The 24,952-nt window shown below is 61.4% G+C and carries 24 protein-coding genes; 4 read left to right on the forward strand and 20 right to left on the reverse strand.

Going from position 1 to position 24,952, the window contains the following annotated elements; translation table 11 throughout:
• Positions 1 to 2: 2 nt before the first annotated feature.
• The 8 genes from AC1DNK_RS01450 to AC1DNK_RS01485 all read right to left on the reverse strand — a co-directional run bounded on the left by AC1DNK_RS01450 (position 3) and on the right by AC1DNK_RS01485 (position 5,618).
• Positions 3 to 431: a Fur family transcriptional regulator gene (locus AC1DNK_RS01450; protein ID WP_112385248.1), complete on the reverse strand. Its 429-nt coding sequence runs from the start codon at positions 429 to 431 to the stop codon at positions 3 to 5.
• 38 nt (positions 432 to 469) lie between these two features.
• Positions 470 to 970 (reverse strand): GNAT family N-acetyltransferase, encoded by a 501-nt coding sequence (locus AC1DNK_RS01455; protein ID WP_442207921.1) that lies wholly within the window; start codon positions 968 to 970, stop codon positions 470 to 472.
• Positions 967 to 1,626, reverse strand: a complete 660-nt coding sequence (gene tsaB, locus AC1DNK_RS01460; protein WP_477938974.1) for a tRNA (adenosine(37)-N6)-threonylcarbamoyltransferase complex dimerization subunit type 1 TsaB — start codon at positions 1,624 to 1,626, stop codon at positions 967 to 969. The genes AC1DNK_RS01455 and tsaB overlap by 4 nt, the downstream gene beginning before the upstream one ends.
• A gap of 99 nt (positions 1,627 to 1,725) precedes the next feature.
• The gene (locus AC1DNK_RS01465) at positions 1,726 to 2,292 is read right to left on the reverse strand and encodes a NifU family protein (protein WP_112385392.1); all 567 of its coding nucleotides are present in this window, start codon (positions 2,290 to 2,292) and stop codon (positions 1,726 to 1,728) included.
• A 113-nt stretch (positions 2,293 to 2,405) separates the two neighbouring features.
• On the reverse strand, positions 2,406 to 2,897 hold the full coding sequence (locus tag AC1DNK_RS01470; RefSeq protein ID WP_112385250.1) for a universal stress protein: 492 nt from the start codon (positions 2,895 to 2,897) through the stop codon (positions 2,406 to 2,408).
• Positions 2,898 to 2,980: 83 nt separating this feature from the next.
• A complete protein-coding gene (locus AC1DNK_RS01475; RefSeq protein WP_112538424.1) occupies positions 2,981 to 3,940 on the reverse strand; it encodes a hypothetical protein in 960 nt (319 codons plus the stop codon).
• A gap of 120 nt (positions 3,941 to 4,060) precedes the next feature.
• Positions 4,061 to 5,125 carry a tryptophan--tRNA ligase gene (trpS, locus tag AC1DNK_RS01480; RefSeq protein WP_112385252.1) on the reverse strand — a complete coding sequence of 355 codons (1,065 nt, stop codon included), beginning with the start codon at positions 5,123 to 5,125 and terminating at the stop codon, positions 4,061 to 4,063.
• Between the two features lie 91 nt (positions 5,126 to 5,216).
• Positions 5,217 to 5,618, reverse strand: coding sequence for a VOC family protein (locus AC1DNK_RS01485; protein ID WP_477938976.1), 402 nt, complete (start codon positions 5,616 to 5,618; stop codon positions 5,217 to 5,219).
• Between the two features lie 332 nt (positions 5,619 to 5,950).
• Here AC1DNK_RS01485 and AC1DNK_RS01490 point away from each other — a divergent pair, with 332 nt between their 5' ends.
• Positions 5,951 to 6,379 (forward strand): YcbK family protein, encoded by a 429-nt coding sequence (locus AC1DNK_RS01490; RefSeq protein WP_112385254.1) that lies wholly within the window; start codon positions 5,951 to 5,953, stop codon positions 6,377 to 6,379.
• A 3-nt stretch (positions 6,380 to 6,382) separates the two neighbouring features.
• On the opposite strand, the gene murJ is transcribed toward AC1DNK_RS01490, so the two are convergent.
• From murJ to mutS, 4 genes are all read right to left on the reverse strand, one after another.
• Positions 6,383 to 7,963 (reverse strand): murein biosynthesis integral membrane protein MurJ, encoded by a 1,581-nt coding sequence (gene murJ / locus AC1DNK_RS01495; protein WP_477938978.1) that lies wholly within the window; start codon positions 7,961 to 7,963, stop codon positions 6,383 to 6,385.
• Positions 7,960 to 10,851: a [protein-PII] uridylyltransferase gene (locus AC1DNK_RS01500; protein WP_477938980.1), complete on the reverse strand. Its 2,892-nt coding sequence runs from the start codon at positions 10,849 to 10,851 to the stop codon at positions 7,960 to 7,962. Before AC1DNK_RS01500 ends, murJ begins: the two co-directional genes overlap by 4 nt.
• A gap of 127 nt (positions 10,852 to 10,978) precedes the next feature.
• Positions 10,979 to 11,251, reverse strand: coding sequence for a hypothetical protein (locus AC1DNK_RS01505; RefSeq protein WP_112385257.1), 273 nt, complete (start codon positions 11,249 to 11,251; stop codon positions 10,979 to 10,981).
• Between the two features lie 10 nt (positions 11,252 to 11,261).
• Positions 11,262 to 13,976, reverse strand: coding sequence for a DNA mismatch repair protein MutS (mutS, locus tag AC1DNK_RS01510; RefSeq protein ID WP_477939850.1), 2,715 nt, complete (start codon positions 13,974 to 13,976; stop codon positions 11,262 to 11,264).
• Positions 13,977 to 14,278: 302 nt separating this feature from the next.
• Between mutS and AC1DNK_RS01515 the strand changes: the two genes are divergently transcribed.
• On the forward strand, positions 14,279 to 16,564 hold the full coding sequence (locus AC1DNK_RS01515) for an NADP-dependent malic enzyme (RefSeq protein ID WP_477938982.1): 2,286 nt from the start codon (positions 14,279 to 14,281) through the stop codon (positions 16,562 to 16,564).
• Positions 16,565 to 16,623: 59 nt separating this feature from the next.
• Here the strand turns inward: AC1DNK_RS01515 and AC1DNK_RS01520 are convergent, their stop codons facing one another.
• The 6 genes from AC1DNK_RS01520 to AC1DNK_RS01545 all read right to left on the reverse strand — a co-directional run bounded on the left by AC1DNK_RS01520 (position 16,624) and on the right by AC1DNK_RS01545 (position 23,139).
• Positions 16,624 to 17,259, reverse strand: coding sequence for a bleomycin resistance protein (locus AC1DNK_RS01520; protein WP_112514350.1), 636 nt, complete (start codon positions 17,257 to 17,259; stop codon positions 16,624 to 16,626).
• Positions 17,260 to 17,390: 131 nt separating this feature from the next.
• Positions 17,391 to 18,266: a l-ornithine N(alpha)-acyltransferase gene (olsB, locus tag AC1DNK_RS01525; protein ID WP_112514095.1), complete on the reverse strand. Its 876-nt coding sequence runs from the start codon at positions 18,264 to 18,266 to the stop codon at positions 17,391 to 17,393.
• A gap of 104 nt (positions 18,267 to 18,370) precedes the next feature.
• Positions 18,371 to 20,632: an ATP-binding protein gene (locus tag AC1DNK_RS01530; RefSeq protein WP_112514094.1), complete on the reverse strand. Its 2,262-nt coding sequence runs from the start codon at positions 20,630 to 20,632 to the stop codon at positions 18,371 to 18,373.
• Positions 20,633 to 20,687: 55 nt separating this feature from the next.
• The gene (gene lspA, locus AC1DNK_RS01535; RefSeq protein WP_112385262.1) at positions 20,688 to 21,191 is read right to left on the reverse strand and encodes a signal peptidase II; all 504 of its coding nucleotides are present in this window, start codon (positions 21,189 to 21,191) and stop codon (positions 20,688 to 20,690) included.
• On the reverse strand, positions 21,188 to 22,045 hold the full coding sequence (locus tag AC1DNK_RS01540; RefSeq protein ID WP_112514093.1) for a TrmH family RNA methyltransferase: 858 nt from the start codon (positions 22,043 to 22,045) through the stop codon (positions 21,188 to 21,190). The genes lspA and AC1DNK_RS01540 overlap by 4 nt, the downstream gene beginning before the upstream one ends.
• Positions 22,042 to 23,139 carry a class I SAM-dependent methyltransferase gene (locus AC1DNK_RS01545; RefSeq protein ID WP_477938985.1) on the reverse strand — a complete coding sequence of 366 codons (1,098 nt, stop codon included), beginning with the start codon at positions 23,137 to 23,139 and terminating at the stop codon, positions 22,042 to 22,044. Before AC1DNK_RS01545 ends, AC1DNK_RS01540 begins: the two co-directional genes overlap by 4 nt.
• A gap of 116 nt (positions 23,140 to 23,255) precedes the next feature.
• Between AC1DNK_RS01545 and AC1DNK_RS01550 the strand changes: the two genes are divergently transcribed.
• The gene (locus tag AC1DNK_RS01550) at positions 23,256 to 23,708 is read left to right on the forward strand and encodes an SRPBCC family protein (protein ID WP_112385265.1); all 453 of its coding nucleotides are present in this window, start codon (positions 23,256 to 23,258) and stop codon (positions 23,706 to 23,708) included.
• Between the two features lie 46 nt (positions 23,709 to 23,754).
• Positions 23,755 to 24,192 (forward strand): N-acetyltransferase family protein, encoded by a 438-nt coding sequence (locus AC1DNK_RS01555; protein WP_477938987.1) that lies wholly within the window; start codon positions 23,755 to 23,757, stop codon positions 24,190 to 24,192.
• Here AC1DNK_RS01555 and AC1DNK_RS01560 read toward each other — a convergent pair whose 3' ends face one another.
• On the reverse strand, positions 24,193 to 24,525 hold the full coding sequence (locus AC1DNK_RS01560; protein WP_477938988.1) for a LapA family protein: 333 nt from the start codon (positions 24,523 to 24,525) through the stop codon (positions 24,193 to 24,195). It abuts the gene before it with no gap.
• Between the two features lie 110 nt (positions 24,526 to 24,635).
• Complete coding sequence (locus AC1DNK_RS01565; protein WP_018898213.1) at positions 24,636 to 24,935, reverse strand: integration host factor subunit beta; 300 nt, start codon at positions 24,933 to 24,935, stop codon at positions 24,636 to 24,638.
• Positions 24,936 to 24,952: the final 17 nt, after the last annotated feature.

A 24,952-nucleotide genomic window follows, 5' to 3' on the forward strand; every position in this document is an offset into this window, starting at 1 on the left:
GATCAGCGTTCGTCTTTCTTCAGCGGTATGCCGTAGAGCTCCAGCCGGTGATCGACCAGCTTGAAGCCATGCTCGCGGGCGATGCGTTCCTGCAACGCCTCGATCTCCGGCGAGCGGAACTCAATGACGACGCCATTCTTCAGGTCGATCAGGTGATCGTGATGCTCTTCCGGTACCGTCTCGTAGCGCGAGCGGCCGTCGCGAAAATCGTGGCGGGCAATGATGCCTGCATCTTCGAACAGTTTGACGGTGCGGTAGACGGTCGAGATCGAGATTTTCGCATCGACCTTCACGGAGCGGCGATAGAGTTCCTCGACATCGGGATGGTCTTCCGATTCCTCGAGAATGCGTGCAATCACGCGGCGCTGCTCGGTCATCCGCATGCCGCGTTCGGCGCAAAGCTCCTCAAGGGTCTTGGCTACGTCGGTCATTGGCGGCCTTCACAAGAGATTCCAGTTCCAAGAGGGAACTAGCGAAGAACGCGCTTCATGACAAGCGCCGTGGAAACCGCACCCTTGTCGTCCTTGTAATAGCCCCGGCGTTCGCCAACCTGCTCGAAGCCAAGCTTGCGGTAAAGACCGAGTGCCGGCACGTTGCCCGCATCGACTTCCAGGAACAGGCTTTCACCACCCCGCGCATGCGCTTCACGCATCGCCGCCTGCATCAGCCGCCAGCCGAGGCCGGAGCGCGCGGCCTTCGTCTGCACCGCGACCGTCAGGATTTCCGCCTCGCCTGCCACCTGACGGGCAAGAACGAAACCGGGCAGAGGCTTCTTGAGGAAAGCGTTTGTCTGGCGCGCGACGAAACCGAAGACATTGTCCTGGCTGAGCAGGCTGTGAAACTCGCCGTCGCCCCAGGGGCGGGCAAATCGTTCGCCGTGGAGCACCGCAACCCCATGACAGTCGTCGCTGTCCATCGCGACAATCTCGAATTCCGGCTTAAGCGACAGATAGGCTTCCAGCATCGTCATACTCGCGCAATCGCAAACCCCGCCTGTGGCTTGGCGTCGGGTCCACGCAGATAAAGGGGCTTCGGCTTTCCGGAAGACGGATCAGCGGCAGCACCGAGGCGCGCCACGATGGAAATGGGAAATGCGTTGACATAGTCGCCAGTCAGTTCGGGCCGCAGCAGCGGCGCGGCCGAGCCGGTGATTTCGCCGTCGAAAGACGATGCGAAAGCGACGGCCTCCGCAATCGGTACGGCGCGGGGCTCGTCAAGCGGTTCGCCTTCGGCAGAAAAACTCTGGAGATAGATTTCGTCGCGCTTGGCATCCATGGCGGCAAGGACCGCGCGGCCGGGCGTCTTCAGCCGTTGTGCCGCTGCCATGGTTTCCAGCGTCGTGACGCCGACCGTCGGGATACCGAGTGCGAGGGCGAAACCGCGGGCCGCAGCCACACCCACTCGAATGCCTGTGAAGGAGCCGGGGCCGATCGTCACGGCGATGCGTTCGACCATCGCGAGCTTCTTGCCGGCCTGCGACAATGCGCGGTCGACGATGCCCATCAGATGCTCTGCATGCCCCTTGCCAATCATCTCCGATGCCTCCCCAAGCACCGTCTCACTACCGCTGTCAAAAACAGCGGCAGCGCAATCCACACCTGCCGTGTCGAGCGCCAGAATTATCATGCCATCAATTTCCGAATAAATTCTTCCGCGCGCAGAATAAATTCATCCGGCCGTGCTGCAATAGCCCGGTCGGGTGAATCGATGCGCAAATACTGTTGCTTAGGCCGCGACGACTTCCTGCACTTCGGGAACGAAGTGGCGAAGCAGGTTCTGAACGCCATGCTTCAGCGTTGCAGTAGAGGAGGGGCAACCGGCGCAGGAGCCCTTCATGTTGAGATAGACCTTGCCGTCCTTGAAGCCGCGGAAGGTGATGTCGCCACCGTCCTGGGCCACGGCCGGACGCACACGTGTGTCCAGCAGCTCCTTGATGGTGAGGACGATCGACTCGTCGCCTGCATCGAAAAACTCGTCGCCTGCATCCGCATCCTCGGACAGGATCGATGCATCGCCCATGACAGGCTTGCCCGACATGAAATGCTCCATGATCGAGCCGAGGATCGCCGGCTTCAGGTGCTGCCATTCGGCATTGTCCTTGGAGACGGAAATGAAGTCGTAACCGAAATAGACGCCTGTCACGCCCGGGATTTCGAACAGGCGCGCAGCCAGCGGCGAGGCCTGTGCTTCGTCCGCGCTGCGGAATTCGGCCGTGCCGTTCTCCATCACCACCTTGCCCGGCAGGAACTTCTGCGTGGCGGGGTTCGGGGTGGCTTCGGTCTGAATGAACATTTCGCTCTCCATGCGGCCAAGCCGTCGCTCGGGGCCGTCTTTAGAATTCTTCAAAAGAAAATAGGCTGTTTGGCCGCGCCATTCAAGAGATAATGACTCCAGAATTGCCCTTCTCAGGCAAGCGCGTCCAACTCTTCGTTCGTCAGCGTATCGGGAAGCACGGTGACGGGGATCGGAAAAGCCGCACCCTTGCCGGCAACCGACGAGACCAAGGGGCCCGGTCCCTCTTTCGCCGAACTTGCCGCGAGCACCAGGATAGCAATATCCCGGTCTTCTTCGATCGCCAGATTGATCTGCTCGGCGGCGCTGCCTTCGCGAATGACGATTTCCGGTTCGATACCTATCGTCTCGCGCACGACCTGCGCCGACTTGGCAACGACGGCTTCCGCCTCCTCGCGCGCTTCCGCACGCATGATCTCCTCGACGCCCAGCCACTGCTGGAAATCGCCTTCCGGGATCACATAGACGAGGACGAGGCCGCCGTTGGAATTCTTGGCACGCCGGCCGGCATAGTGAACGGCGCGCTGGCATTCGGGTGTACCGTCGATGACCGCCATGAACTTGCGGCGATGACCTTCAAGACGGGAGAGTCGCTTTGATACCATGGCGCGGACTCTGACACCCTAACCCGAAAATTTGCAAGCCCCTCGTACGACCGCAAACCCTTCCGAACGGGTTCGCTCGGCACCTAGAGCTTGTTGATCCTGGGGAGCCAGGCCGGCGGATCGTCGGCATGCAAAGCGAGGATCGGCTGCGATGCGATCGCAAAGCGGGCCTCCTTCCACGTCTCGAAACGTGAAGCGCCTTCACCTGCAATGCCATCGTTCTTTTTTGACCAGAGATCGAACAAAGCGCTGCCCATGCGGTCGCCGAATTTGCGGGCGAAGTCTTCGGCCTGGGGAACGAAACCGGCGACCTTCAGTCCGCTGGTGCGCGCGGAGGCGATGTAGAGGCCGAGAAGGCGCTCGATGACAAACGGCCGCATGCTCGTGTTCTTGTCGCGCGCATAATTGCCGTGGCCGATATAGGCCAGACCTGCCTGCCTGCCGGCGGCGGCCTCTTGCTCGAGGGCGTAGAGAATAGCCTCGCAATAGGAGAAGTAGCCTCTCCAGAAGCGGTCGTTTGCCACGAAATAATTGCAGAAGAAGAATGTATCGGGCCCCTGCGGCTCGCCGACCGGGTAACCGGTTGCGGCCAGGTAATCGAAGATCTTGTCCATGCCGACATGGCCGGTCGCGATACCCTGATCCCAGGCGCTGAGAAAGATCGCGGCGTTGGCGAGCATCGGATTGTAGGCATAGCAGTCGAAACCGGCGCGTTGCGCTTCGCTCGCCTGCGATACGAAATGGGAAAATGGCGTGGCAGCCTTCAACGCGAACTTGCTGGAAACAAGACCCCAGAAGGCGGAAGGATCGAACCCGATGGCTCTATGGTGATCGTAGAGCGTCCGGAACAGCTCGTATTCGCGCGTTGCGGCCTCAGTATTGAACGAGATGTCGAGCGGCACAGCCTGCGGATCCAGCGAAGCGAGCTGCTGATCGTTCAGATAGGGCTGGTATACGAGGCATCCGTTCCCGGCGACCTTGGCCCTCAGCAGTTCGACGTCCGGCAAATGCGCCGCACCTGGAGTGGAGGCAGACGGGGTCATGGATGTTCCTTGCAGCGCGTCAGCGTTGGATGATCGTCCGGACTGTCCGGACAATGCTGGAAATCCATGGCAGGCAAAGCTTGAGCCGGGCTGACAACGCCCGGCTCGAACGATGTTTGCCTAGTAAAGAAATCCGATGATGTCGCGGACGTCCTTCATCGTGGCTTCGGCGCGGGCGCGGGCGCGCTCGCCGCCGTTGCGCAGGATCGCGTCGATATGGGTCGTGTCGTCCATCAGCCGGCGCATCTCGCCGGTGATCGGCGCGAGAACCTGCACCGACAGATCGATGAGGGCTGGCTTGAAGACCGAGAACTGCTGACCGCCGAATTCGGCAAGAACTTCCGCCTTCGTCTTGTCGGCGAGTGCTGCATAGATGCCGACGAGATTGTCGGCTTCCGGGCGGCCCTTCAGACCCTCGATTTCGCTCGGCAAGCCATCGGGATCGGTCTTTGCCTTGCGGATCTTCTTGGAGATCGCCTCTTCGTCGTCCATCAAATTGATGCGCGACAGGTCGGACGGATCGGATTTCGACATCTTCTTCGTGCCGTCGCGCAGCGACATGACCCGCGGCGCCGGACCATCGATCAGCGGCTCGACCATCGGGAAATAGGCGTGAACAGGCTCGTTGCCGACCACGATATCGGTGCCGTGACCGGCCCGGCGGATGTGATCCTGATAATCCAGATTGAACTTCATGGCGATGTCGCGCGCCAGCTCCAGGTGCTGCTTCTGGTCGTCGCCAACAGGCACATGGGTGCCGCGATAGACGAGAATGTCGGCAGCCATCAGGCTCGGATAGGCGAGCAGACCGAGCGAGGCATTCTCGCGGTCCTTGCCGGCCTTGTCCTTGAACTGCGTCATGCGGTTCATCCAGCCGATACGGGCAACGCAATTGAAGACCCAGGCAAGCTCGGCATGTTGCGGCACGGCGGACTGATTGAAGACGATATGCTTTTCCGGATCGATGCCGGCGGCGATAAAGGCCGCAGCGATCGAACGGATCTGACCGCGAAGATCCTCGTGGACCAGCTGCGCGGTGATCGAATGCAGGTCGACGACGCAGTAGATGCAGTCATTGCCGTCCTGCAGCGCCACGAACTTGCGGATCGCGCCGAGATAATTGCCGAGATGGAGATTGCCGGTCGGCTGAACGCCGGAGAATACGAGCTTCTTGAATTCGCCCATGATGATGTCCTCGATTAGGCTGGTGGAGGGCCCCAGGGCCATAGGCCCATGTTGCTAACGGGCGCGCTTATGCACGCGTCAAACGCGGCAATCAAGAGCCTGCTGGTGCGGCGTGTTGGATGAGGTCGAAGGTGTTGCCGTAGGGATCCGAAAACACGGCGACGGTGCCGTAAATCTCGTGCCGCGGCTCCTCCAGAAAGTGAACGCCGGCAGTGGCCATCGCCGCATGGTCGCGCACGAAATCGTCGGTCTTCAGGAAGAAGCCGACGCGCCCTCCGGTCTGATTGCCGATCGCGGTCTTCTGCTGTTCGTCCGCAGCCTGCGCAAGCAGGAAGGCCGCACCTTCGCCGGCGCGCGGCTTGACCACGACCCAGCGCTTGCCGTCCGGCATCGCCTCATCCTGCAGGCAGTCGAAGCCGAGCGAACCACAATAGAAAGCCTTTGCGCGATCATAGTCATCGACAACAAGCGTGACGAGAAACAGCGACTGCATGGGTCCGGGCTCCTGATTCAAGGCATTTCAACGGGATGAAGGCTCCCTTCTTAAACTTTTTTCAGCCGCCGAGCCGCATTTTTTGCGCGCCGAAAGCGATTTCGGATGGGCTATGCGCGCAATGGGCAAAGCCTTGATTCCGTTTTGGGTGTCAGGAGTATTTTATACTCATTTATAGCTATGTTGAAAATGTGAATATCCTATAAATGAGGTATTTTCACATTTTCAATTGGTAGAAAATTTCACAAAATGGTCACAATTGAAACCAACGTTCCTGGCGCCATCCGGCCGGGCGCTGCCCTTTCAGCCCGGCCCTTTCCGGAGGGACGTCGATGCACACCATTCTATCCCTGGCGCTCGCCAGTCTTTTCGCCGTGTCTTGTTGCTTGAATGCCAATGCCCAGACCGCCAAGAAGCCATCCGTCAGGCTGCTCAAGAATGCCGCCACATCCGCCTACACGGTGCAGACCGTCAGCGTCCGTGTCGGATGCTTTCCGCCACGCCTGAGAGGAATTCTTGCCCATATCGCCGCCAAGACCGGCAGGCGCCCGATGGTCACATCGGGTTTCCGGCCGCATTCCGGCCGGTCGCACTCTCAGCATCGCCATTGCAATGCCGCCGATATCCGGGTGCCCGGCGTTTCCGAGCGGGTGGTTATTGCCGCTGCTCAGAGCGCACCGGGCATCGGTGGTATCGGCCGCTACTGCAACGGCATCGTCCATGTCGATACCGGGCCGAAGCGGCGATGGACCTACTGTTGAGCCTCAGCCTTTAGTGGAAGGTGCCGGCTTGCGGTTGAGGTTGCGGCGGATCATGCCGAGATCGGCGCCGCCGATCACGAATGCCGTGGCGAAATAGACGATCATCGATATCCCGATCAGCAGTCCCAGCGTGCCGATCTTGGTTGTCAGATGAGCGCTTGAGGCCAGCCACGGCTCCCAGCGATGCTGCAGATAGATGATGACGCCACCCATGACGGTGGCCGAGACGACGAGCAGCGCAGCGCGCCGAGCCAGCGCCCATTCCCACGCGAGGTGGCCGCGCCGAATAAGAGTGGTGAACAGCAGCACCGTGCTGATCCAGCCCGCAGTCGCCTCGGCAACGGCGATGCCGGGGGCGCCAAGATGCGGGAACAGCGTCAGCGCCGTTGCGCAGTTGACGCCGACGGCAACAGCTGAAAACCGCATCGGCGTCTTGGTGTCCTCGCGGGCATAGAAGCCGGGCTGCAAAGCCTTGATGAGCACGAAAGCCGGAAGGCCGATACCGTAGATCGCCAGGATCGAGCCGACGATAGCAGTGTTTTCCTGGTGAAACGCTCCACGCTCGTAGAGCACGCGGATGATCTCGTCGGAAAGAATCCAGAGCGCGAAGGCAGCTGGGATCGTCAGGAACAGCACGAATTCGATTGAGCGGTTCTGCAGATTGCCGGCTTCGCGCAGATTGCCGCCCTTGAGCGCGCGCGCCAGTTCCGGCAGCAGGACGACGCCGACCGCAACGCCGACGACACCGAGCGGCAGCTGATAGATACGGTCGGCATATTGAAGCGCTGCAATCGCACCTTCGCGCGATGAGGCGATCGCCTGGCCGATCATCTGGTTGATCTGGGTGATACCGCCGGTGACGGCAGCCGGAACGGCAAGGATCAGTAGCCGCTTGACGTTGGGCGTTATGCGCGGACGGCGCAGGCCGATACTCATGCCGGCATGGAGGACGCCGATATAGACGACGGCGAGCTGCAGGATACCCGCCGCCAGAACGCCCCAGGAAAGGTACCAGGCCGTCTGCAGCGGCTCAGAGCCGGTATAGAGCGCATAAAACAGCGCGCCGATCATGACGACGTTGAGGAAAACAGGTGCAACCGCGGCGGCAAAGAAGTGATGCAGCGAATTCAGCATCCCGCTCATCATCGCCGTCAGCGACATGCACATCAGATACGGGAACATCACCGCCGCCATGCGCACGGTGATCGAGAACTTGTCCGGATCGTCGGTGAAGCCAGGCGCGATGATGAAGCGCACCAGAAGCGGCATGCAGAGCTCCATCACGATGGTGATGAGCAGCAGTACCGAAAACAGCACGCCGAAGACTTCCTCCGAAAAACGCTTGGCGCCATCGGTGCCATTCGCCTCGATCTCCTTGGCAAACAGTGGCACGAAGGCGGCGTTGAACGCGCCTTCGGCGAAGAGGCGCCGGAAAAGGTTCGGGAAGCGGAAGGCGGCGTAGAACACGTCGGCCATCGGCCCGGTGCCGAGGGCGGCGGCCATTAGCGTTTCGCGGGCAAAACCGAAGATACGGCTGCCGAGGGTAGCGCCGCCGACGGTGGCAAATTTCTTGACGAGGCTCATGCGGGCGAACCGGCTTTCTTGTCGTTCGGCTGCGAAGTCCTGGTGGCAGCAGGCGCGATGATGCCCGAAGGCATGCGCTCGCGCAGTTCGTCCTCCTCGCCCGCCATGACGGCTTTCAGCCGGGCGGTGATGTTGGAGCGCTTGCTGTCGCTGGTGATCTTCTGACCGACGAGGTCTGTGACGTAGAAGGTATCGATCACCTTCTCGCCGAAGGTGGTGATGCGGGCGGATTGAATGTCGAGTGACAGATCGGACAGCACGGCGGTGATTTCCGACAGCAGACCGGCGCGGTCGAGGCATTCGACCTCGATGACGGTGAACTTGTTCGACAGGTTATTGGTGATGTTGACCGACGGCGGAATGACGAAGGCCTTGCTCTTCTTACGGTTCTTGGTGCGCGTCGCGATGACCTCAGGCAGCCGCTTGCGGCCTGAAAGCACGTCCTCGATCATCCGGCCGATCGTCGCCGCACGGCGCAACTCGTCTTCGTCATTGAGAAATTCGCGGCTCACGTGGATCGTGTCGAGCGCGCGGCCATCCGAGGTCGTGAAGATCTGCGCATCGACGATGTTCGCCCCGGCCGCTGCGCAGGCGCCGGCAATGACGGCAAGCAGGCGCGGATGGTCGGGCGAAAGCACGGTGATCTCGGTGATCGCATGGAAGCTGTCGGTCCGAACCGTGGTCGCTAGCGCCTGACCAGCCTTGTCGGTCTGCCGGATGAAATGCGCATGGCGCACCTGGTCTTCCAGCGGAACCGAAAGCAGATAGGGCTGGTAGTGCAGCTTCGTGTAGGTCTTGCGGTCCTTCTGCGTCCAGTCGGAGAGCGCGTTGAACAATGCCTCGGCAGCGAAACCGGCGCGCTCCTTGCGCGATACTTCGGAGAAGCCGCCGGCGAGCAGCAGTTCGGTTTCGTAATAGAGCGTGCGCAGCAGCTGGCCCTTCCAGCCGTTCCAGACACCGGGGCCGACGGCGCGGATATCGCAGATCGTCAGGATCAGCAGCATCTTCAACCGTTCCAGCGACTGCACACGGTCGGCAAAATCGGTGATCGTCTTGCGGTCCGTCAGGTCGCGGGTCTGTGCGACCATCGACATCGTCAGATGTTCCTCGATCAGCCAGACCACCATCTCGGTCTGCTTCTGCGACAGGCCGAAGCGCGCGCAGAGCTTGCGGGCAACGCGGGCGCCGGCAATGGAGTGATCTTCCTGGCGGCCCTTGGCGATGTCGTGCAGCAGCACCGCGACATAGAGCGAGTCACGGTCCTCGATGCCCGGCATCAGCTTGTTGGAAAGCGGGTGCAGCTCCTCGGCCTTGCCCTTGTCGATTTCCGACAGGACGTCGACGCTGCGGATCAGATGCTCGTCCACCGTATAGTGGTGATACATGTTGAACTGCATCATCGCGACGATCTTGCCGAATTCCGGAATGAAGCGGCCAAGCACGCCTGCCTCGTTCATCCGCCGCAGGATCAGCGCCGGATCGCGGTGTGATGTCAGGATCGACAGGAAAAGCCGGTTCGCATCCTCGTTGTCGCGCAGATCGTTGTCGATCAGGCCGAGCGAGCGGCTGACCCGCTTCAGGGCATCGGGATGGAATTCCAGTCCATTCAGATCGGCCACATGGAAGAGCCGGATGATGGCGACAGGGTCACGCTTGAAGACCTCAGGATCGGCAAGCGTAATACGGCCGCGATCCTCGACGAATTCCGCACTTCCGGCGATCTTGCGGGTCCGGTGCGTGAAGCGGCTTAGCACGCCGCTCAGTCCCGGGGTCGACTTCGCCTGCTGGTCTTCGAGAGCGGCGCAGAGAATACGCGTCAGATCGCCGACATCCTTGGCCACCAGAAAGTAGTGCTTCATGAAGCGCTCGACGGCGGAGAGACCGGGGCGCGGCTGATAGCCGAGCGCCTCGGCAATCTCGCGCTGGATATCGAAGGAAAGCCGCTCTTCCGCCTTGTTGGTCAGGAAGTGCATATGGCAGCGCACGGCCCAGAGGAAATCTTCGGCGCGCATCAAGAGCCGGTATTCCTGCTTCGAGAGAACGCCGAGCTTGATGAGCTCTGCGGGATCGCGGACGTGATAGTAGTATTTGGAGATCCAGAAGAGCGTGTGCAGGTCGCGAAGACCGCCTTTGCCTTCCTTGACGTTGGGTTCCACGAGATAGCGCGTGTCGCCCGCCTTGCGGTGGCGCTCGTCGCGCTCGGCAAGCTTGGCGGCAATGAATTCCGGGCCGGTGCCGGTGACGATTTCCTTGTCGAAGCGCGCTTCGAGATCGGTCTCCAGCGATTGGAGGCCGCAGATATAGCGCATTTCGAGGATCGCCGTGCGTATGGTCATGTCGGATTTCGACAGCGCGATACATTCTTCGACGGTGCGGGTCGCGTGGCCGACTTTGAAGCCCATGTCCCAGAGGATGTAGAGCATGAACTCCACGGCCTTGTGGGTCTCCTCGCCCGGCTTCGGCAGGAAGAGGAACAGCAGGTCGATATCGGAACCCGGCGCCAGCGTGTCTCGGCCATAGCCGCCGACCGCGGTCACCGCGAACTTGTCCTTCTGCTTCGGAAAGACGTGGGTGATCGCGAAATTGTAGAGGACCGCGATGATCTGGTCCTGAAGCCAGGAGATGCGGTAGGCGCAATTCAGTCCGCTGCCGTCGTCCGAAAGCAGCGTCCGGGCTTTCTGGCGGCCCTCTGTGCTTGCTTTCTTGAGAACCGCCAAGAGGTCGGAGCGTAGAAGGTCCGGCCGGTTCCTGTTCGCCTCGGCGACGGCGTCGCATTGGCTCTGCAGGTACGCGGTGTCGAGAATGCTGGAAAAGTCGATGTCCTGCTTCGCCATGCTCTGTTCGCGCGGCGCGGCTTGATCGTTCTGCGCCTCTCGTTTCGTCTGCATGCGCTATAGCCTCTCTGCCCGGCGAATGACACCGGCTTCATACCTCAAGAACCTTTAATTTTGGCGAAAAGGTGTTGGCGCGGGTCGCGGCGAGGCGGTTTGCCGCAAGTTCGGCGGGCGCCGGCTTTCAGGCGGCCTGGGCCTGGACCGAATACAGCACCTGCCGGGCTTCACCGGTAATCGCCTCGAGCGTCGGCCTGTCACATTCGCGGTATCCCGCCTTGGCGATCATCGACGCCAGTTCGCAGATCAGTGCGCAGCTGCGCGTCACTTCCAGAAGGCCGTAGGGCGAGTTCCAGCCCCGCGGATTGCCATGCTCGTCGGCCTTGCGCAGCGCCTCGAGGATTGTGAACATATCGGAAAGCCGCTGTGTCTCGCGGACGAGGCTGCGCATAAACATCCGGCGGCTCCTACTTCACTTGCTTCTTCAGGGCGTAAAGCGCATCCAGCGCCTCGCGCGGCGTCATGTCGTCAAGGCTCATGCCTTTCAGCGATTCTTCGACCTTCGATGGGCCGCGATTGCCATCTTCGCGGCGCACCGCCATCTGGAAAAGCGGCAGGTCGTCGATCAGCTGGCTCGCCGGGTTCTTGCGGTCGGCGTCTTCGAGACGCGTAAGCACGTCGCGCGCCCGTGAGACGACCGAGGCCGGCAATCCGGCCAGCCGCGCAACCTGGATGCCATAGGAGCGATCCGCCGCGCCCGGACCAACTTCATGCAGGAAGATGACGTCGCCATCCCATTCCTTCACGCGCATCGTGGCGTTCGATAGCCGGGCAAGCTTGTCCGACAGAACCGTCAGCTCATGAAAGTGCGTGGCAAACAGACCGCGGCAACGGTTAGCCTCGTGCAGATGCTCGACGGCAGCCCAGGCGATGGACAGGCCGTCGAACGTCGCCGTTCCGCGGCCGATTTCATCGAGAATGACGAGCGAGCGCTCCGTAGCCTGATTGAGGATCGCCGCGGTCTCGACCATCTCGACCATGAAGGTCGAGCGGCCGCGGGCGAGATCGTCGGATGCGCCGACGCGCGAAAACAGCCGATCAACGATGCCGATATGCGCCGATGCCGCCGGGACGAAACAGCCCATCTGCGCCAGGATCGCAATCAGGGCGTTCTGGCGCAGGAAGGTCGATTTACCGCCCATGTTCGGGCCGGTGAGCAGCCAGATGGCGCCGTCCTTGCCATCGGAAGACGGAGACAGATCGCAATTGTTGGCGACGAAGGGCCCGGACGACTGGCGGCGCAGCGCCTGCTCGACGACAGGATGCCTGCCGCCTTCGATCGCAAACATCTTCGAGCCGTCAACGAGCGGGCGGCAATATGCCTGTTCGTCGGCGAGCAGGGCCAAGGCAGCGGCAACGTCGATGATCGCGAGCGCCCGGGCGCCGGCCTTGATAGCTTCGGCCTCGGCAACCACTGCCGCGGTCATCCGGCCGAAGGCCTTCAGCTCGATCTGCAGCGCCCGGTCGGCGGCGTTGGCAATACGGCTTTCGAGATCGGCAAGCTCGGTCGTCGTGAAACGCATGGCATTGGCCATCGTCTGGCGATGGATGAAGCGCGCCTTGGCCTCGGCGGTATTGGTCATCGGCCCGGCATTGCCCGCCGTCACCTCGATGAAATAGCCGAGAACATTGTTATGCTTGATCTTCAGCGACTTGATGCCGGTCTCATCTGCATATTGCAGCTGCAGTCCGGCAATCACCCGGCGCGACTGGTCGCGCAGTGCCCGGACTTCGTCGAGCTCGGCATCCGCACCATCGCGCAGGAAGCCGCCATCGCGCTTCAGCAGCGGCAATTCGTCGGCCAGCGTCTCGCCGAGCAGGGCTTCCAGCGCGAGCGGAAGCGCACTAAGCTCGGTCGAGGCGCTATCGAGTTCTGCGGGTAACAGGGCATCCGAAAGACGGCGCGCCAGTTCGCGGGCGGCACCAAGGCCCTGGCGGATCGCCCAGAGGTCGCGCGGTCCGCCGCGATCGAGCGCCAGGCGGGAGAGTGCACGCGGCATATCCGGCACGTGCTTCAAGGCATCCCTCAGATCGCCGCAAAGCGATGGCTCCTCGATCAGGAAGCCGATCGAATCCAGCCGCTCGTTGATCCTTACGGGATCGGTCAGCGGCGACATCAGCCGCTCGGCGAGCAACCGTGCGCCACCACCGGTGACCGTCCGGTCGATAGCCTTCAGAAGCGATCCGTTGCGATCCCCGGAGAGCGTCTTCGCCAGTTCGAGATTGGCGCGGGTCGCCGGATCGATGAACAACGTCGAAGCGCCGCTCTCGCGCTCCGGCTTACCAAGCGGCGGCCGCTCGGCGATCTGGGTCTTCTCGACATAGGCGACAGCGGCGGCCGCAGCCGCAAGTTCTGCCCGCGAGAAAGTCCCGAAGCCATCGAGCGTCGAGACGCCGAAATAACGGGTGATGCGGCCCTCTGCCGTCGCGCTGTCGAACAGCACGCCCGGCTGCGGCACGGCCACCCGGCCAAGCACATCGAAAACAGGCTTTAGTTCCGGGTCGTAGAACATTGTATCCGGCACGATCAGCTCGCGCGGTTCGATGCGCAGGATGTCGGCCAGCAGGCGGGAGGCCTCTGTTTCGGCGAGACGAAAAACGCCGGTCGAAATATCGATCCAGGCAAGCGCCAGCAGCGGCTCCGATGCACCGCGGATCCGGGTCAGCGCCATCAGGTAATTCGATTCCGATGGCGAAAGCAGCTTCTCTTCGGTGATCGTGCCAGGCGTGACGAGGCGGACGACATCGCGCCTGACGACCGATTTCGAGCCGCGCTTTTTTGCTTCGGCCGGATCTTCCACCTGCTCGCAGACGGCCACGCGGAAACCGAGGCCGATCAGCCTCTGCAGGTAATCGTCGGCGGCATGGACAGGAACGCCACACATCGGGATATCCTGACCCATATGCTGGCCGCGCTTTGTCAGCGTGATGCCGAGCGCGCGGGAGGCATCGAGCGCGTCCTCGAAGAACAGTTCGTAGAAATCGCCCATGCGGTAGAACAGCAGCGAATCCGGATTGTTCGCCTTGATCTCGATGAACTGCTCCATCATCGGCGTCGCCGAGGCGCGGCTTTCCTCCGTCGAAAGTTCGGCAGCCGAAAAGGCTTCGTGTCGAGGATCCATTCTGTCGTTCACGTCGGTCGGCTTTTCCCTAAAAAACAGGTGCCACCCTATCGAAGCGCGGCTATAGAAGACAACAGCTATCGGGAAATGGGAGCCGTTAGCCCACAGGAGGATTGAGGGAGGTATTCGGCGAACCGCGAGGTCAGGAACCCCTTGAGGGGACACCTGTCAGCTCCGGCGGATATTTTAATCGATTGTAGCCGTACGGCTTTTTCGCAAGGCGTCGTGTCGGCCCAAATAAGCGTGTCTATAGAGGGATAACGGCGCAATCGAAGATGGTTGCCAGGAGATTTGGAGGACATATGCCCGACATGAACAGCAAGCAGCGCCCCGCCAACGGCATCACCGACAAGGAAGCACTGGACTTCCACTCTATGGGGCGGCCGGGCAAGCTCGAGGTCAATCCAACCAAGCCGATGGCGACGCAGCGTGATCTCTCATTGGCCTATTCGCCTGGTGTCGCCGTTCCGGTCAAGGCGATCGCCGCCGATCCCGCCACAGCCTACGACTACACGACGCGCGGCAACATGGTGGCCGTCATTTCCAACGGTACGGCCATTCTCGGTCTCGGTAATCTCGGCGCTTTGGCGTCCAAGCCGGTCATGGAAGGCAAGTCGGTCCTTTTCAAGCGTTTCGCCGATGTCGACTCCATCGACCTCGAAGTCGATACCGAGAATGTCGACGAGTTCATCAATTGCGTCCGCTTCCTCGGCCCGTCCTTCGGCGGCATCAATCTCGAAGATATCAAGGCGCCGGACTGTTTCATCATCGAGCAGCGCCTGCGTGAGCTGATGGATATCCCGGTCTTTCATGACGACCAGCACGGCACGGCAATCATCGCCGCCGCCGGCCTGATCAACGCGCTGGAGCTGACCGGTCGCGACCTCAAGACCACCAAGCTCGTCTGCAATGGTGCGGGTGCCGCCGCGATCGCCTGCGTCGAACTCATCAAGGCGATGGGTTTTGCGGCCGAGAATATCGTGCTCTGCGACACCAAGGGCGTGATCTACCAAGGCCGCACCGAGGGCATGAACCAGTGGAAGTCGGCCCATGCCGTCAAGACCAAGGCCCGCACGCTGAAGGAAGCGATGAAGGGTGCCGACGTTGTCTTCGGCCTGTCGCAGAAGGGTGCCTTCTCGGAGGACATGATCCGCTCCATGGCCGATCGGCCGATCATCTTCGCGATGGCGAACCCGGATCCTGAAATCACCCCGGAAGAAGTCGCCCGCATCCGCGACGACGCAATCATGGCGACCGGCCGCTCGGATTATCCGAACCAGGTCAACAACGTCCTCGGCTTCCCCTACATCTTCCGCGGCGCGCTCGATGTTCGCGCCACGACGATCAACGACGACATGAAGATTGCCGCCGTCAAGGCGCTCGCCAGTCTCGCCCGCGAAGATGTGCCCGACGATGTCGTTGCCGCCTATCAGGGCAATCGCCCGCGCTTCGGCGCGCAGTATATCATCCCGGTCCCCTTCGATCCGCGGTTGATCTCGGCGATCCCGGCCGCCGTCGCGGAAGCTGCGATTGAGAGTGGTGTGGCCCGCAAGGTCATCACCGATATGGAAGGCTATCGCCGCGAGCTGTCGGCCCGCCGCGATCCGATCGCTTCGACGCTGGCGAGCCTCTACGAGCGCGTCCGCCGCCGTCCGAAGCGTGTGGTCTTTGCCGAGGCGGAAGAAGAGCAGGTGATGCGCGCCGCACTCTCCTACGCCAACCAGCAGCTCGGCACGGCAATCCTGCTTGGCCGCGAGGACCTGATCAAGGCAACGGCCGAGCGCGCCGGCATCGATCTCAACCGCCCCGGCCTCGAAATCGTCAACGCCCGCATCTCCACCCGCGTCGAGGCCTATATCGACTATCTCTATGCGCGCCTGCAGCGGAAGGGCTATCTGCATCGCGATGCCCAGCGCCTGATCCACAACGACCGCAACCATTTCGCGGCCACCATGGTAGCGCTCGGCGATGCCGACGGCATGGTGACGGGCATCACCCGCAACTACTCGACCGCGCTGGAAGACGTCCGCCGTTGCATCGATGAGAAGCCGGGCCATCGGGTTATAGGCGTGTCGCTGGTGCTTGCTCGCGGCCGCACCGTCTTCGTTGCCGATACCGCCGTCCATGACATGCCGACGGCTGAAGAGCTCGCCGATATCGCCGAGGAAGCCGCGGGTCTCGCTCGCCGCATGGGCTACCAGCCGCGCGTCGCCATGCTCGCCTATTCCACCTTCGGCCATCCATCGGGTGAGCGCTCCGAGCGGGTCCGCGAGGCGGTGAAGATCCTCGACAAGCGCCGGGTTGATTTCGAGTATGACGGCGAAATGTCGGCGGATGTGGCACTGAACCGCAAGGCGATGGAGCAGTATCCGTTCTGCCGCCTGTCCGGCCCGGCCAACGTCCTCGTCATGCCGGCCTTCCACTCGGCCTCCATCAGCACCAAGATGCTGCAGGAACTCGGCGGCTCCACCGTCATCGGCCCGATCCTCGTCGGCCTCGACAAGGCCGTCCAGATTACCTCGATGGGCGCCAAGGACAGCGACATCGTCAACATGGCGGCAATTGCCGCCTATGCGGCCGGGTCGTAAAGCGAATAGCAATGACAAGGCGGAATTGGCGACACATCCGCTTTGTCATCAGTCTGTCCTCAACCCGCGAACATGATCAGGTTGCCATCGGGATCGCGCACGATGAAAGTGCGCGCGCCCCAAGGCTCCGTTTTCAGGCTCTGATAAAATGGAACACCGGCCGCCGTATATTCCAGAAACAATGCCTTCACATCGTCGACAGTGATCGTTGCCGAGAGCGCATCGATTTCTTGGCGCCGAAATTCAATGCTGAAGGCTGGGCTATCGACGTGCCGGATATTCAACTTCGCAGCGTCACGGGCGACCTGGGCGTAGAAGGGCGGATTACCGTAGGCGAAGGTAGTTTCGAATTTCAGCTTCTGGGCATAAAATGAGAGAGATGAATCGATGTCGCTCACGAACAGCTGAGGCTGTGAATCGATCATTCGAGGCATTGATGCAGATTGCTGCTTGGCTGCTGAACTCATTTCGCTAAGTCCCTCTTTCAGCGCGGCCCAGCTTTCAAAGCCCTCCATAGCGGCGACCAACTCTTGAGCATCAACCAGCTTGAACTCGGCGTTGAGGATAGCCTTGTCGTCAAGGTGCCTGAAGCGCGGGAGCCAATATCCAATTTCCGCAGCAACAGGATAATAGCGATCCTGATGCCAGCGTTTGAACTGCTTGGCTTTTTTCTTGAGGTTTTCGAAATTGGGCATGGCGCAACGTTGAAGATCGTAGGCGGGCATAGCCCAGCCGGCACCATGCCGATGCGCCCTACTGAAACGCTGACTTCAGGATGAATGTCCAACCGGGCGCCGTCAAGAGTGACGGCGCCTGCCCACTGTTATCAGCTCGCAAAACGTCCGGCGTCAGCGCCGTAGTAGTTCAGATAGCGGTCCGAGATGCTGGAGATCGGCAGGACGATCAGCACGTCGGTGGTGTTGAAGGCGTGGTCGACGACCGCTGTGGAGCCGACCATTGCGCCGAGACGCAGATAGCCCTTGATCAGCGGCGGCAGCGCCATCAGCGCCTTCTTCGGGTTCACCGCCTCCGGCGGCATCAGGTCCATGGCGCGTGCCATATGCGGCAGGGCATCGACAGCCCACTCGTCCTTGGCAACGACCGTGTGGTGCAGGAAGGAAAGCGCCAGTGCATGGCTTTCCGGATGAACGCCCGGAAACGATGCGCAACCGAACATCGCGCTGACGCCATGCTTCAGGGCGTACGCCCAGTTGCCCTGCCAGAGAAGCTCGACCGTGCGCTTGGTGCGGTAGGCGGGCAGCACGCAGGAGCGGCCGAGTTCCATGAACTTCTTGTCGGGATGACGGGCGAGCAGCTCGCCGATGGCGAATTCGGAAGCCGAGTAAAAGCCGCCATTCGCCATTGCGACGTCCTGCCGCAGCAGGCGGTAGGTGCCGACAATCTGGTCTTCGCTGTCGCCCTCGATCGAGCGGTCGAGAACGAGCAGGTGGTCGCAGAAGGCGTCATAGGCATCGACGTCGCGCTCGCGGCGCATTGTCTCTGCCGGAAGCTGCGCGCCCATTTCCTCGACAAAAACGCGGTAGCGGACATGCTGCGAAGCGTCGATTTCGCTTGCAGTGCGGGCCAGCCGGGTTTCGAGGTTGCCGATGCGGCCGAGAACGTCGCTTTCCTTCGGCGGGGCCGAAGTTGCAGGCCGTGTGGCCTCCACCAATGTCTCACGATTCAAGGTGTCGATATCCATTGACGATTCTCCCGTTGCCGGCTCATGAGCTGCCATAAAACACTAATGTGCGACAGGAAAGTGACATCAATGTTACGGAAAAATGCAGCTGGTGTCACTCATCATCAGAGCGCTTCGGCGCGTCTTGCGGAGAGCGCGGCGACGGCCTGAACCTCGGTCAGTAGCCGGATGGGGTCGATCGGCTTGATCATCACGCGGTTGGCCCCGGCGAGCAGAACTGCGCGGCGCGACTCGTCCCGCTTGTCGGCCGTCAGCACGATGACGGGCACCGGCAGCAGATCGAGCCGGCGCTCGTGACCGCGCAGGCGGCCGATCATGTCAACGCCTTCGCCACCCGGCATGGTCAGGTCACTGATGATGATATCAGGCCTGCTGCCATTCTCCGACAGGGCGCCATCGAGCAGCGCCTCGAAGTCCTCGACATGGCGGACGGTATGTCCGCCCTTCTCCAGCATCGCACGTACAAGCATCGCGTTGATTGGGTCGTCTTCGCCAAGCAGGATATTCAGCCCGTGCTGCTGGCTGGCTTCCGGGATCGAGGCGCTGAAGCCTGGCTGATTGTCGTTCAGAGCGTCGCGCTTTTCCATGCCGCGCATGCGGCCGCGCAGTACGTCGATCAGCGACTGCTCGCGCAGCGGCCGGATCAGCCAGGCGTCGAAGAGATCCAGCGCATGGGAATTGCGTTCTTCCGGATTGACGAGCAGGATCTTGCGCAGGCCGAGCGCTGCAATGTCGGCGCGATCGGCAAGGTGGCTGGAGAACTCGGCCGATAGCCGATGATCGATGATGATGTCGGTCGGGCGTTGTCCGCGGCCGGCCATGTAAAGCAGCGTTTCGCGGGCCGTCTCGCCGTCTTCGACGAGGTGGCAATCGCCGCCGAGTGCCATCACCGTCTCAGCTATAGCGGCCCGCGCCGCACCGGCCGGTGCGAGCAATAGGACCGTGTTTCCTGCCAGCAGCCCTTTGCGCCGTCCGCGGCTTTCTTCAGTCATGCCTGCCGGGAAGCGGATGGTGAATTCACTGCCTTTGCCCTTTTCGCTGGCAACAGTCAGCGAGCCGCCGAATTCGCGCATGATGCGGGCGGAGATCGTCAGCCCAAGCCCCGTGCCGCCGCTCTTTTCCATCATCGTTCCTCCCTGTTCGAATTCGGCAAAGATCCGCGACTGCTCCTCCGCAGTCATGCCGGGTCCGGTGTCGGTTACGGTGATGACGAGTTCGTCGTCCGTCAGGGCGGCGCGGATGAAGACGCCGCCGGCCTGGGTGAATTTCACCGCGTTGCCGATTACGTTGAACAGTACCTGGCGAAGGCGGGCCGGATCGAAGCTCATAAATTCCGGAACATCCGAAGACACTGTCGCGCCGATCTCGATATCCTTTTCATGGGCGCGATGTGCCAGCATTTCGACGACGCTCTCCAGCAACTGCCGGAGCGATTCCGATCGCGGCCGCAGCTGGAAACGGCCGACTTCGATGGTCGAGAAATCGAGCAGGTCTTCAACCAGCTGCGTCAGCGCGTGGCCGGACTGGCGGATGCCGCCGATATAATTCTGCTGCTCCTGCGTCATCTGCGCCTGGGTCAGCAGATGCGTCATGCCGAGAATGCCGGATAGTGGCGTGCGGATTTCGTGGCTGACGGTGGCAAGCAGACGCGACTTTGCCGCGCTGTTGTATTCCGCCTTCTGCCGCGCCTCTTCGCGGGCCTGTGCCGTCAGGCGCTCGGCGGTCACGTCCCGGGCAACGCTCTGGATCAGCAGATTGCCGCTCGTGGGGTCGCGGGTGACGACGTCGTTCCAGACGAAGATGCGCTGTCCCTCCGGCGTCGAGATCTCGACGTCGAAGCGATGCGGTTCGGCGCCGGGGCGAAAGGCAATGCCGATTTCCTCACAGGTCTGGCCTTCCGGCTTCAGCCGCCCGGTGAGACGCCGGAACGTCGCGTTGGCGCCAAGGATTCGCCGGTCGATGCTGCGGGTAACGGTGATATCGCCAAGTACGTCGTGGACATTGGCAAAAAGATCTGCTGCCTCGCTGGCCGGTACGCGCTCATGTCCGGTCTTCGCGGCCAGACGGGAATTCGTCTTGCGGCTCGACGCGGCGGCATAGGCGATCAACACGACAGCAATGAAGGCAAGTCCGGCGGATAGAAACAGAATGCCGCCTGCCTGTCCGAGAAAAATGAGGAGGCAGGCCGCAATCAGACCGGCGCCACCGAGCCAATATGACACAATGCTGCGAAGCGGCCGCTTCCGGTGTTCGGGCAGCGCGTCAGCCTTGGATTGCAGGTTATCATCCGCCGTCCGCATTGCCTGCGGTTTGGCGGGACCGAATGCCGCGGTCAATCTTTCCTGCAGTTGAGCCAAGCTTTGCATGAATGCTGGCTAACATAGGCGCTCTTCCGAATGCCTTCAGGAAAAAGCTAAAATTTTAGCTTTCGGCCTTTTTCGGTTGCAGCAACTCGTCAAGAATCACGCATCCCGCGCCGACGGTGATAAAACTATCGGCAAGATTGAAAACTGCGAACGACCATGTTTCGGTATGAAACAGGATATAATCGATCACGTGCCCGTAGAGAAAGCGGTCGAAGAGGTTGCCGAGCGCGCCGGCAATGATCAGCGCGAAGCCGGTATGCGCGATCCAGCGGTCCTTCGCTGTGCGATGCCACATCCAGATCACGAAGGCGACAATGATCAGGCGCATTCCCACGATGAACCAGCCGTCCATACCCGAGAGCATCGAGAAGGCGACACCGAGATTGTAGGTTCTATAGAGCGCCAGCATCGGAATGACCGGAACCATCTCCTGCAGCGGCAGATAGTGATCGACGGTAATCTTCACAGCCTGATCGAGGATCACTGCCACCACGATGAACAGCAAGATCGGCAGCGGGCGCGAAAAGAGGGCCGGGCGCGGGAGCGTCTGTTCGGTCATTTTGCCTCGGACAATGAGAGAAGGTGCCGCCGGGCCTCGAAGAGCATAACGGCGCTGGCAACGGCAAGGTTGAGCGAGTCGGCAAGGCCCTGCTGCGGAATGCGGGCAAGGGCATCGGCCTGGCTTGCAAGCTGATCCGGCAGACCGGATTGCTCGTTGCCCATCAGGATAACAACGGGCTTCTTCTTGTAGTCGATCGTGCGGTAGTCCACCGATCCGGCAAGATGCGTTGCGACCACCGAAACACCGGCCGTCTTCTTCCAGGCAAGGAAGTCCTCGGGAGAAGCGCGGGTGACCGGCACGGCAAAGACCGAGCCCATGGTGGCGCGCACGGTCTCCAGCGAGAAAGGATCCGTCGTTTCGCCGACAAGGATGACGCCGGAGGCGCCTGCTGCATCGGCGGTGCGAATGATCGTGCCGAGATTGCCTGGATCGCGGACGCGGTCGAGTGCGATCCAGGTTTCGCCCTGCTGGGGATGGATATCACGCAACGGCTTCCAGCGGGTCTCGAAGATGCCGACGACCATTTGCGGATTGTCGCGGCGCGTGACCGAGGAAAGCACTTTCTCGCTCACCTCAAGCACTAGCCCGCCCGAGGCGACGGTCTTTGCCGCCATCTGCTCGACCAGCGGCTTGTCCTTCGCGGCCTTGGCATAGACCAGGGTGCGGATCGTCCAGCCGAGCTCGATCGCGTCGATCACGAGCTTCAGGCCCTCGGCCATGAAGGTGCCGCTCTGCTCGCGGGTCTTCTTGTCGCTGAGCGCCTTGATGTCCTTGATAATCGGATTGGCAAGCGAGGTGACTTCCTTCACCTGGCCGACCCGGCGGGGTCCGCGGTCGTGATATTCGTTCATTTCGGCACCCAGCGGGAGAAGAGAGACGTAGAAAGGGCGCGGCCCGACGTCTTGCCGTCGAGACCGCCTTCGCGGATCACCAGCTCGCCGGATTCCACAACGCCACCGGCGCCGCGCATCGTTTCGCGCATCAGCTCATGGATCGAATAGAAGCTGGCGCGGATCGAGTAGGCGGTCAGCACCAGACCGACGGCCTTGGGCGACAGGATGCCGCGGCAGATGTCGAGCATCAGAGGCAGATGCTCGAAGAGGTGCCAGACCTCGCCATTCGGCCCGCGGCCGAATTTCGGCGGATCCGTCAGGATGATGTCATAGGTGTTGCCGCGGCGCTCCTCGCGCAGGATGAACTTCATCGCGTCTTCGCAGATCCAGCGGATCGGCAGCTTTTCCATCCGTCCGAGCGCCTGGTTCTCGCGCGCCCAGCCGATTGCCTTCTTCGAGGCATCGACATGGGTCACTTCGGCACCGGCTGCAGCTGCGACCAGCGAGGCGACACCGGTATAGCCAAAGAGGTTCAGCACCTTGAGCGGCCTGCCTGCACGTTCGACTTGTTCCTTCATCCAGGCCCAATGGACGATCTGCTCTGGAAATACGCCGACATGCCGGAACGACGTGAAGCGGCCGAAGAAATCGACGCCGAGCAGATGGAGCGGCCAGGTCTCACCGAGCGCGTCCTTCGGGAAACGCCAGCGGCCGGTGCCTTCTTCGTCGACGTCACCGGTGAAGGCGGCATCGACCTTTTCCCAGACGTGCGGGGGAAGTGACGGTTGCCACAGCGCCTGTCCCTCCGGGCGGATGATGCGATAGGGGCCGTATTGTTCGAGCTTCTGGCCGTTGCCGCTGTCGATCAGGTGGAAATCGCCGGCACCCAGCGATTCAAGAATGACAGGCACGCGCTCAGCCGGCCGGTCGCCCGTCCGGGTCTGCAATGGCCGTTCGACAGCAAGGCTGGTGGCGGCTTCGCGCACTGTTTCACGGGCAGCCGCGGGTTTTGTCGCAGGCTTTGCCGGGCGGTTCGGGCGCTCGTCGTTGCGGCGGTGGCCGGAGGAACCGGAAGGCGTCTTTGCGCCTGGCCGGCGTTCTTTTTGTTTCAACGTGGTGTTCCGCGTCTTCAATTCGATAGAGCCCGTGCAAATAGCATTCCGTTTCACCTTGGCAAAGCGCTTTCCCGCTGTGATAAGTTTAGCGATCCGAAATGGGAGGATTTCGAATGGATATGACCGGAGAGGAACGCATCAATGCTCCGCGCGATGCCGTATGGGCCGCGCTCAATGATCCAGACATCCTCAAGCGCTGCATTCCGGGCTGTCAGGTGCTGGAGATGACCTCACCGACCGAGTTGGCGGCGACGGTCAAGATCAAGATCGGCCCGGTCTCGGCCACCTTCAACGGCGAGGTGACGCTGTCCAATATAAACGCGCCCGAAAGCTATACGATCTCCGGCGAAGGCAAGGGCGGCATCGCAGGCTTTGCCAAAGGCGGCGCCGATGTCGTGTTGAAGGAAGACGGCAGCGAAACCATCCTGCAATATGCGGCGAAGGCACAGGTCGGCGGAAAGCTTGCGCAACTTGGTGCCCGGCTGGTGGATTCCACGTCGCAGAAACTGGCACAGCAATTCTTCGCCGATTTCAATGCGGCAGTCTCGGAAAAGGCAGCGATCTGAACCTCGGGCCATTGGCGGCTTGCGATGTCTGAGCTAAGCCTGAAGCATGAACGTGACGATCAGGACCCCGCAGCCTTCGGATCGCGAAGAGCTGGCCGACATTTATCTCCAGGTTCGCCGCCAGACCTTCACCTGGGTCGATCCGTATAAGTTCCGGCACGAGGATTTTGCAGCTCACACGCAAGGCGAACTCGTCTGGCTCGCCGAGGCGGCCGATGGCACGATCGCCGGTTTCATGACGCTCTGGGCAGCCGACGATTTCATTCACATGCTCTATATCCGCAAGGAATGGCGGGGCAGGGGCGTCGGCACAGCGCTGCTTGCCGCACTTCCGGACTGGCCACGGCATCAATACCGGCTGAAGTGCTTGGTCAACAATGCCCAGGCGAAAGCCTTCTATCTATCCAGGGGCTTCGCCGTTACCAGCGGAGGGACGTCGTCGGAAGGCGAGTATGAGGAACTGACCTTCGATCCGCTCCGCTGATTATCGCGATGGAAGCTGGCCTGCGATCTCTTCGGCGCGCGCCTTGTGGCGATCCGCCTCGCTCTGCCAGCGCACCGCTTCCTTGGCTTCGTTGCGCGCCCGCTTGCGGTGCTTTCCCTGGCTGAACCACGTGACGGCAGAGCCTGCGAACATGCCGATGATCAGCGCAATGAAGATGAAGACGAAGAATGGCGCCGATAGCGACAGGACCTGATCCTCGGGCCGGAAGGGATTGAAGGCCAGCGTCACGATCTGCCGGTTGGCGACGCAGAAGATGATCAGGATGATGCCTAGTGGCAGCAAAATCAAAAGGTTAGTGATCTTCTTCGCCATGGATGGCCTCCGCGCATTATCAGCGCCGCGTTCAAGCGGCGCTTTCAGACTTTATGCAGAATAGGAATCGGCGGGCGAACTTCAAGCGCGGTTTCGCCGCAGGGCAGGTCTCAGTCGTCCTGATCGGCCTGGCCGGGGTTCAGCCGTTCGCGCAGTTCCTTGCCGGTCTTGAAGAACGGAACCCACTTCTCTTCGACGAACACGGTGTCGCCGGTCCGGGGGTTCCGGCCGGAGCGCGATGGGCGGTTCTTGACAGAAAAGGCGCCGAAGCCGCGCAGTTCGACGCGGTTGCCCGCTGCCAGTGCATCGGTGATCTCGTCGAGAACGGCATTGACGATATTCTCGACGTCGCGGTGATAGAGATGCGGGTTGCGCGCGGCAACTATCTGCACCAGTTCCGACTTGATCACGGTCGCCCCCTTAAATT

This window comes from Rhizobium sp. 01N424 (assembly GCF_056399485.1).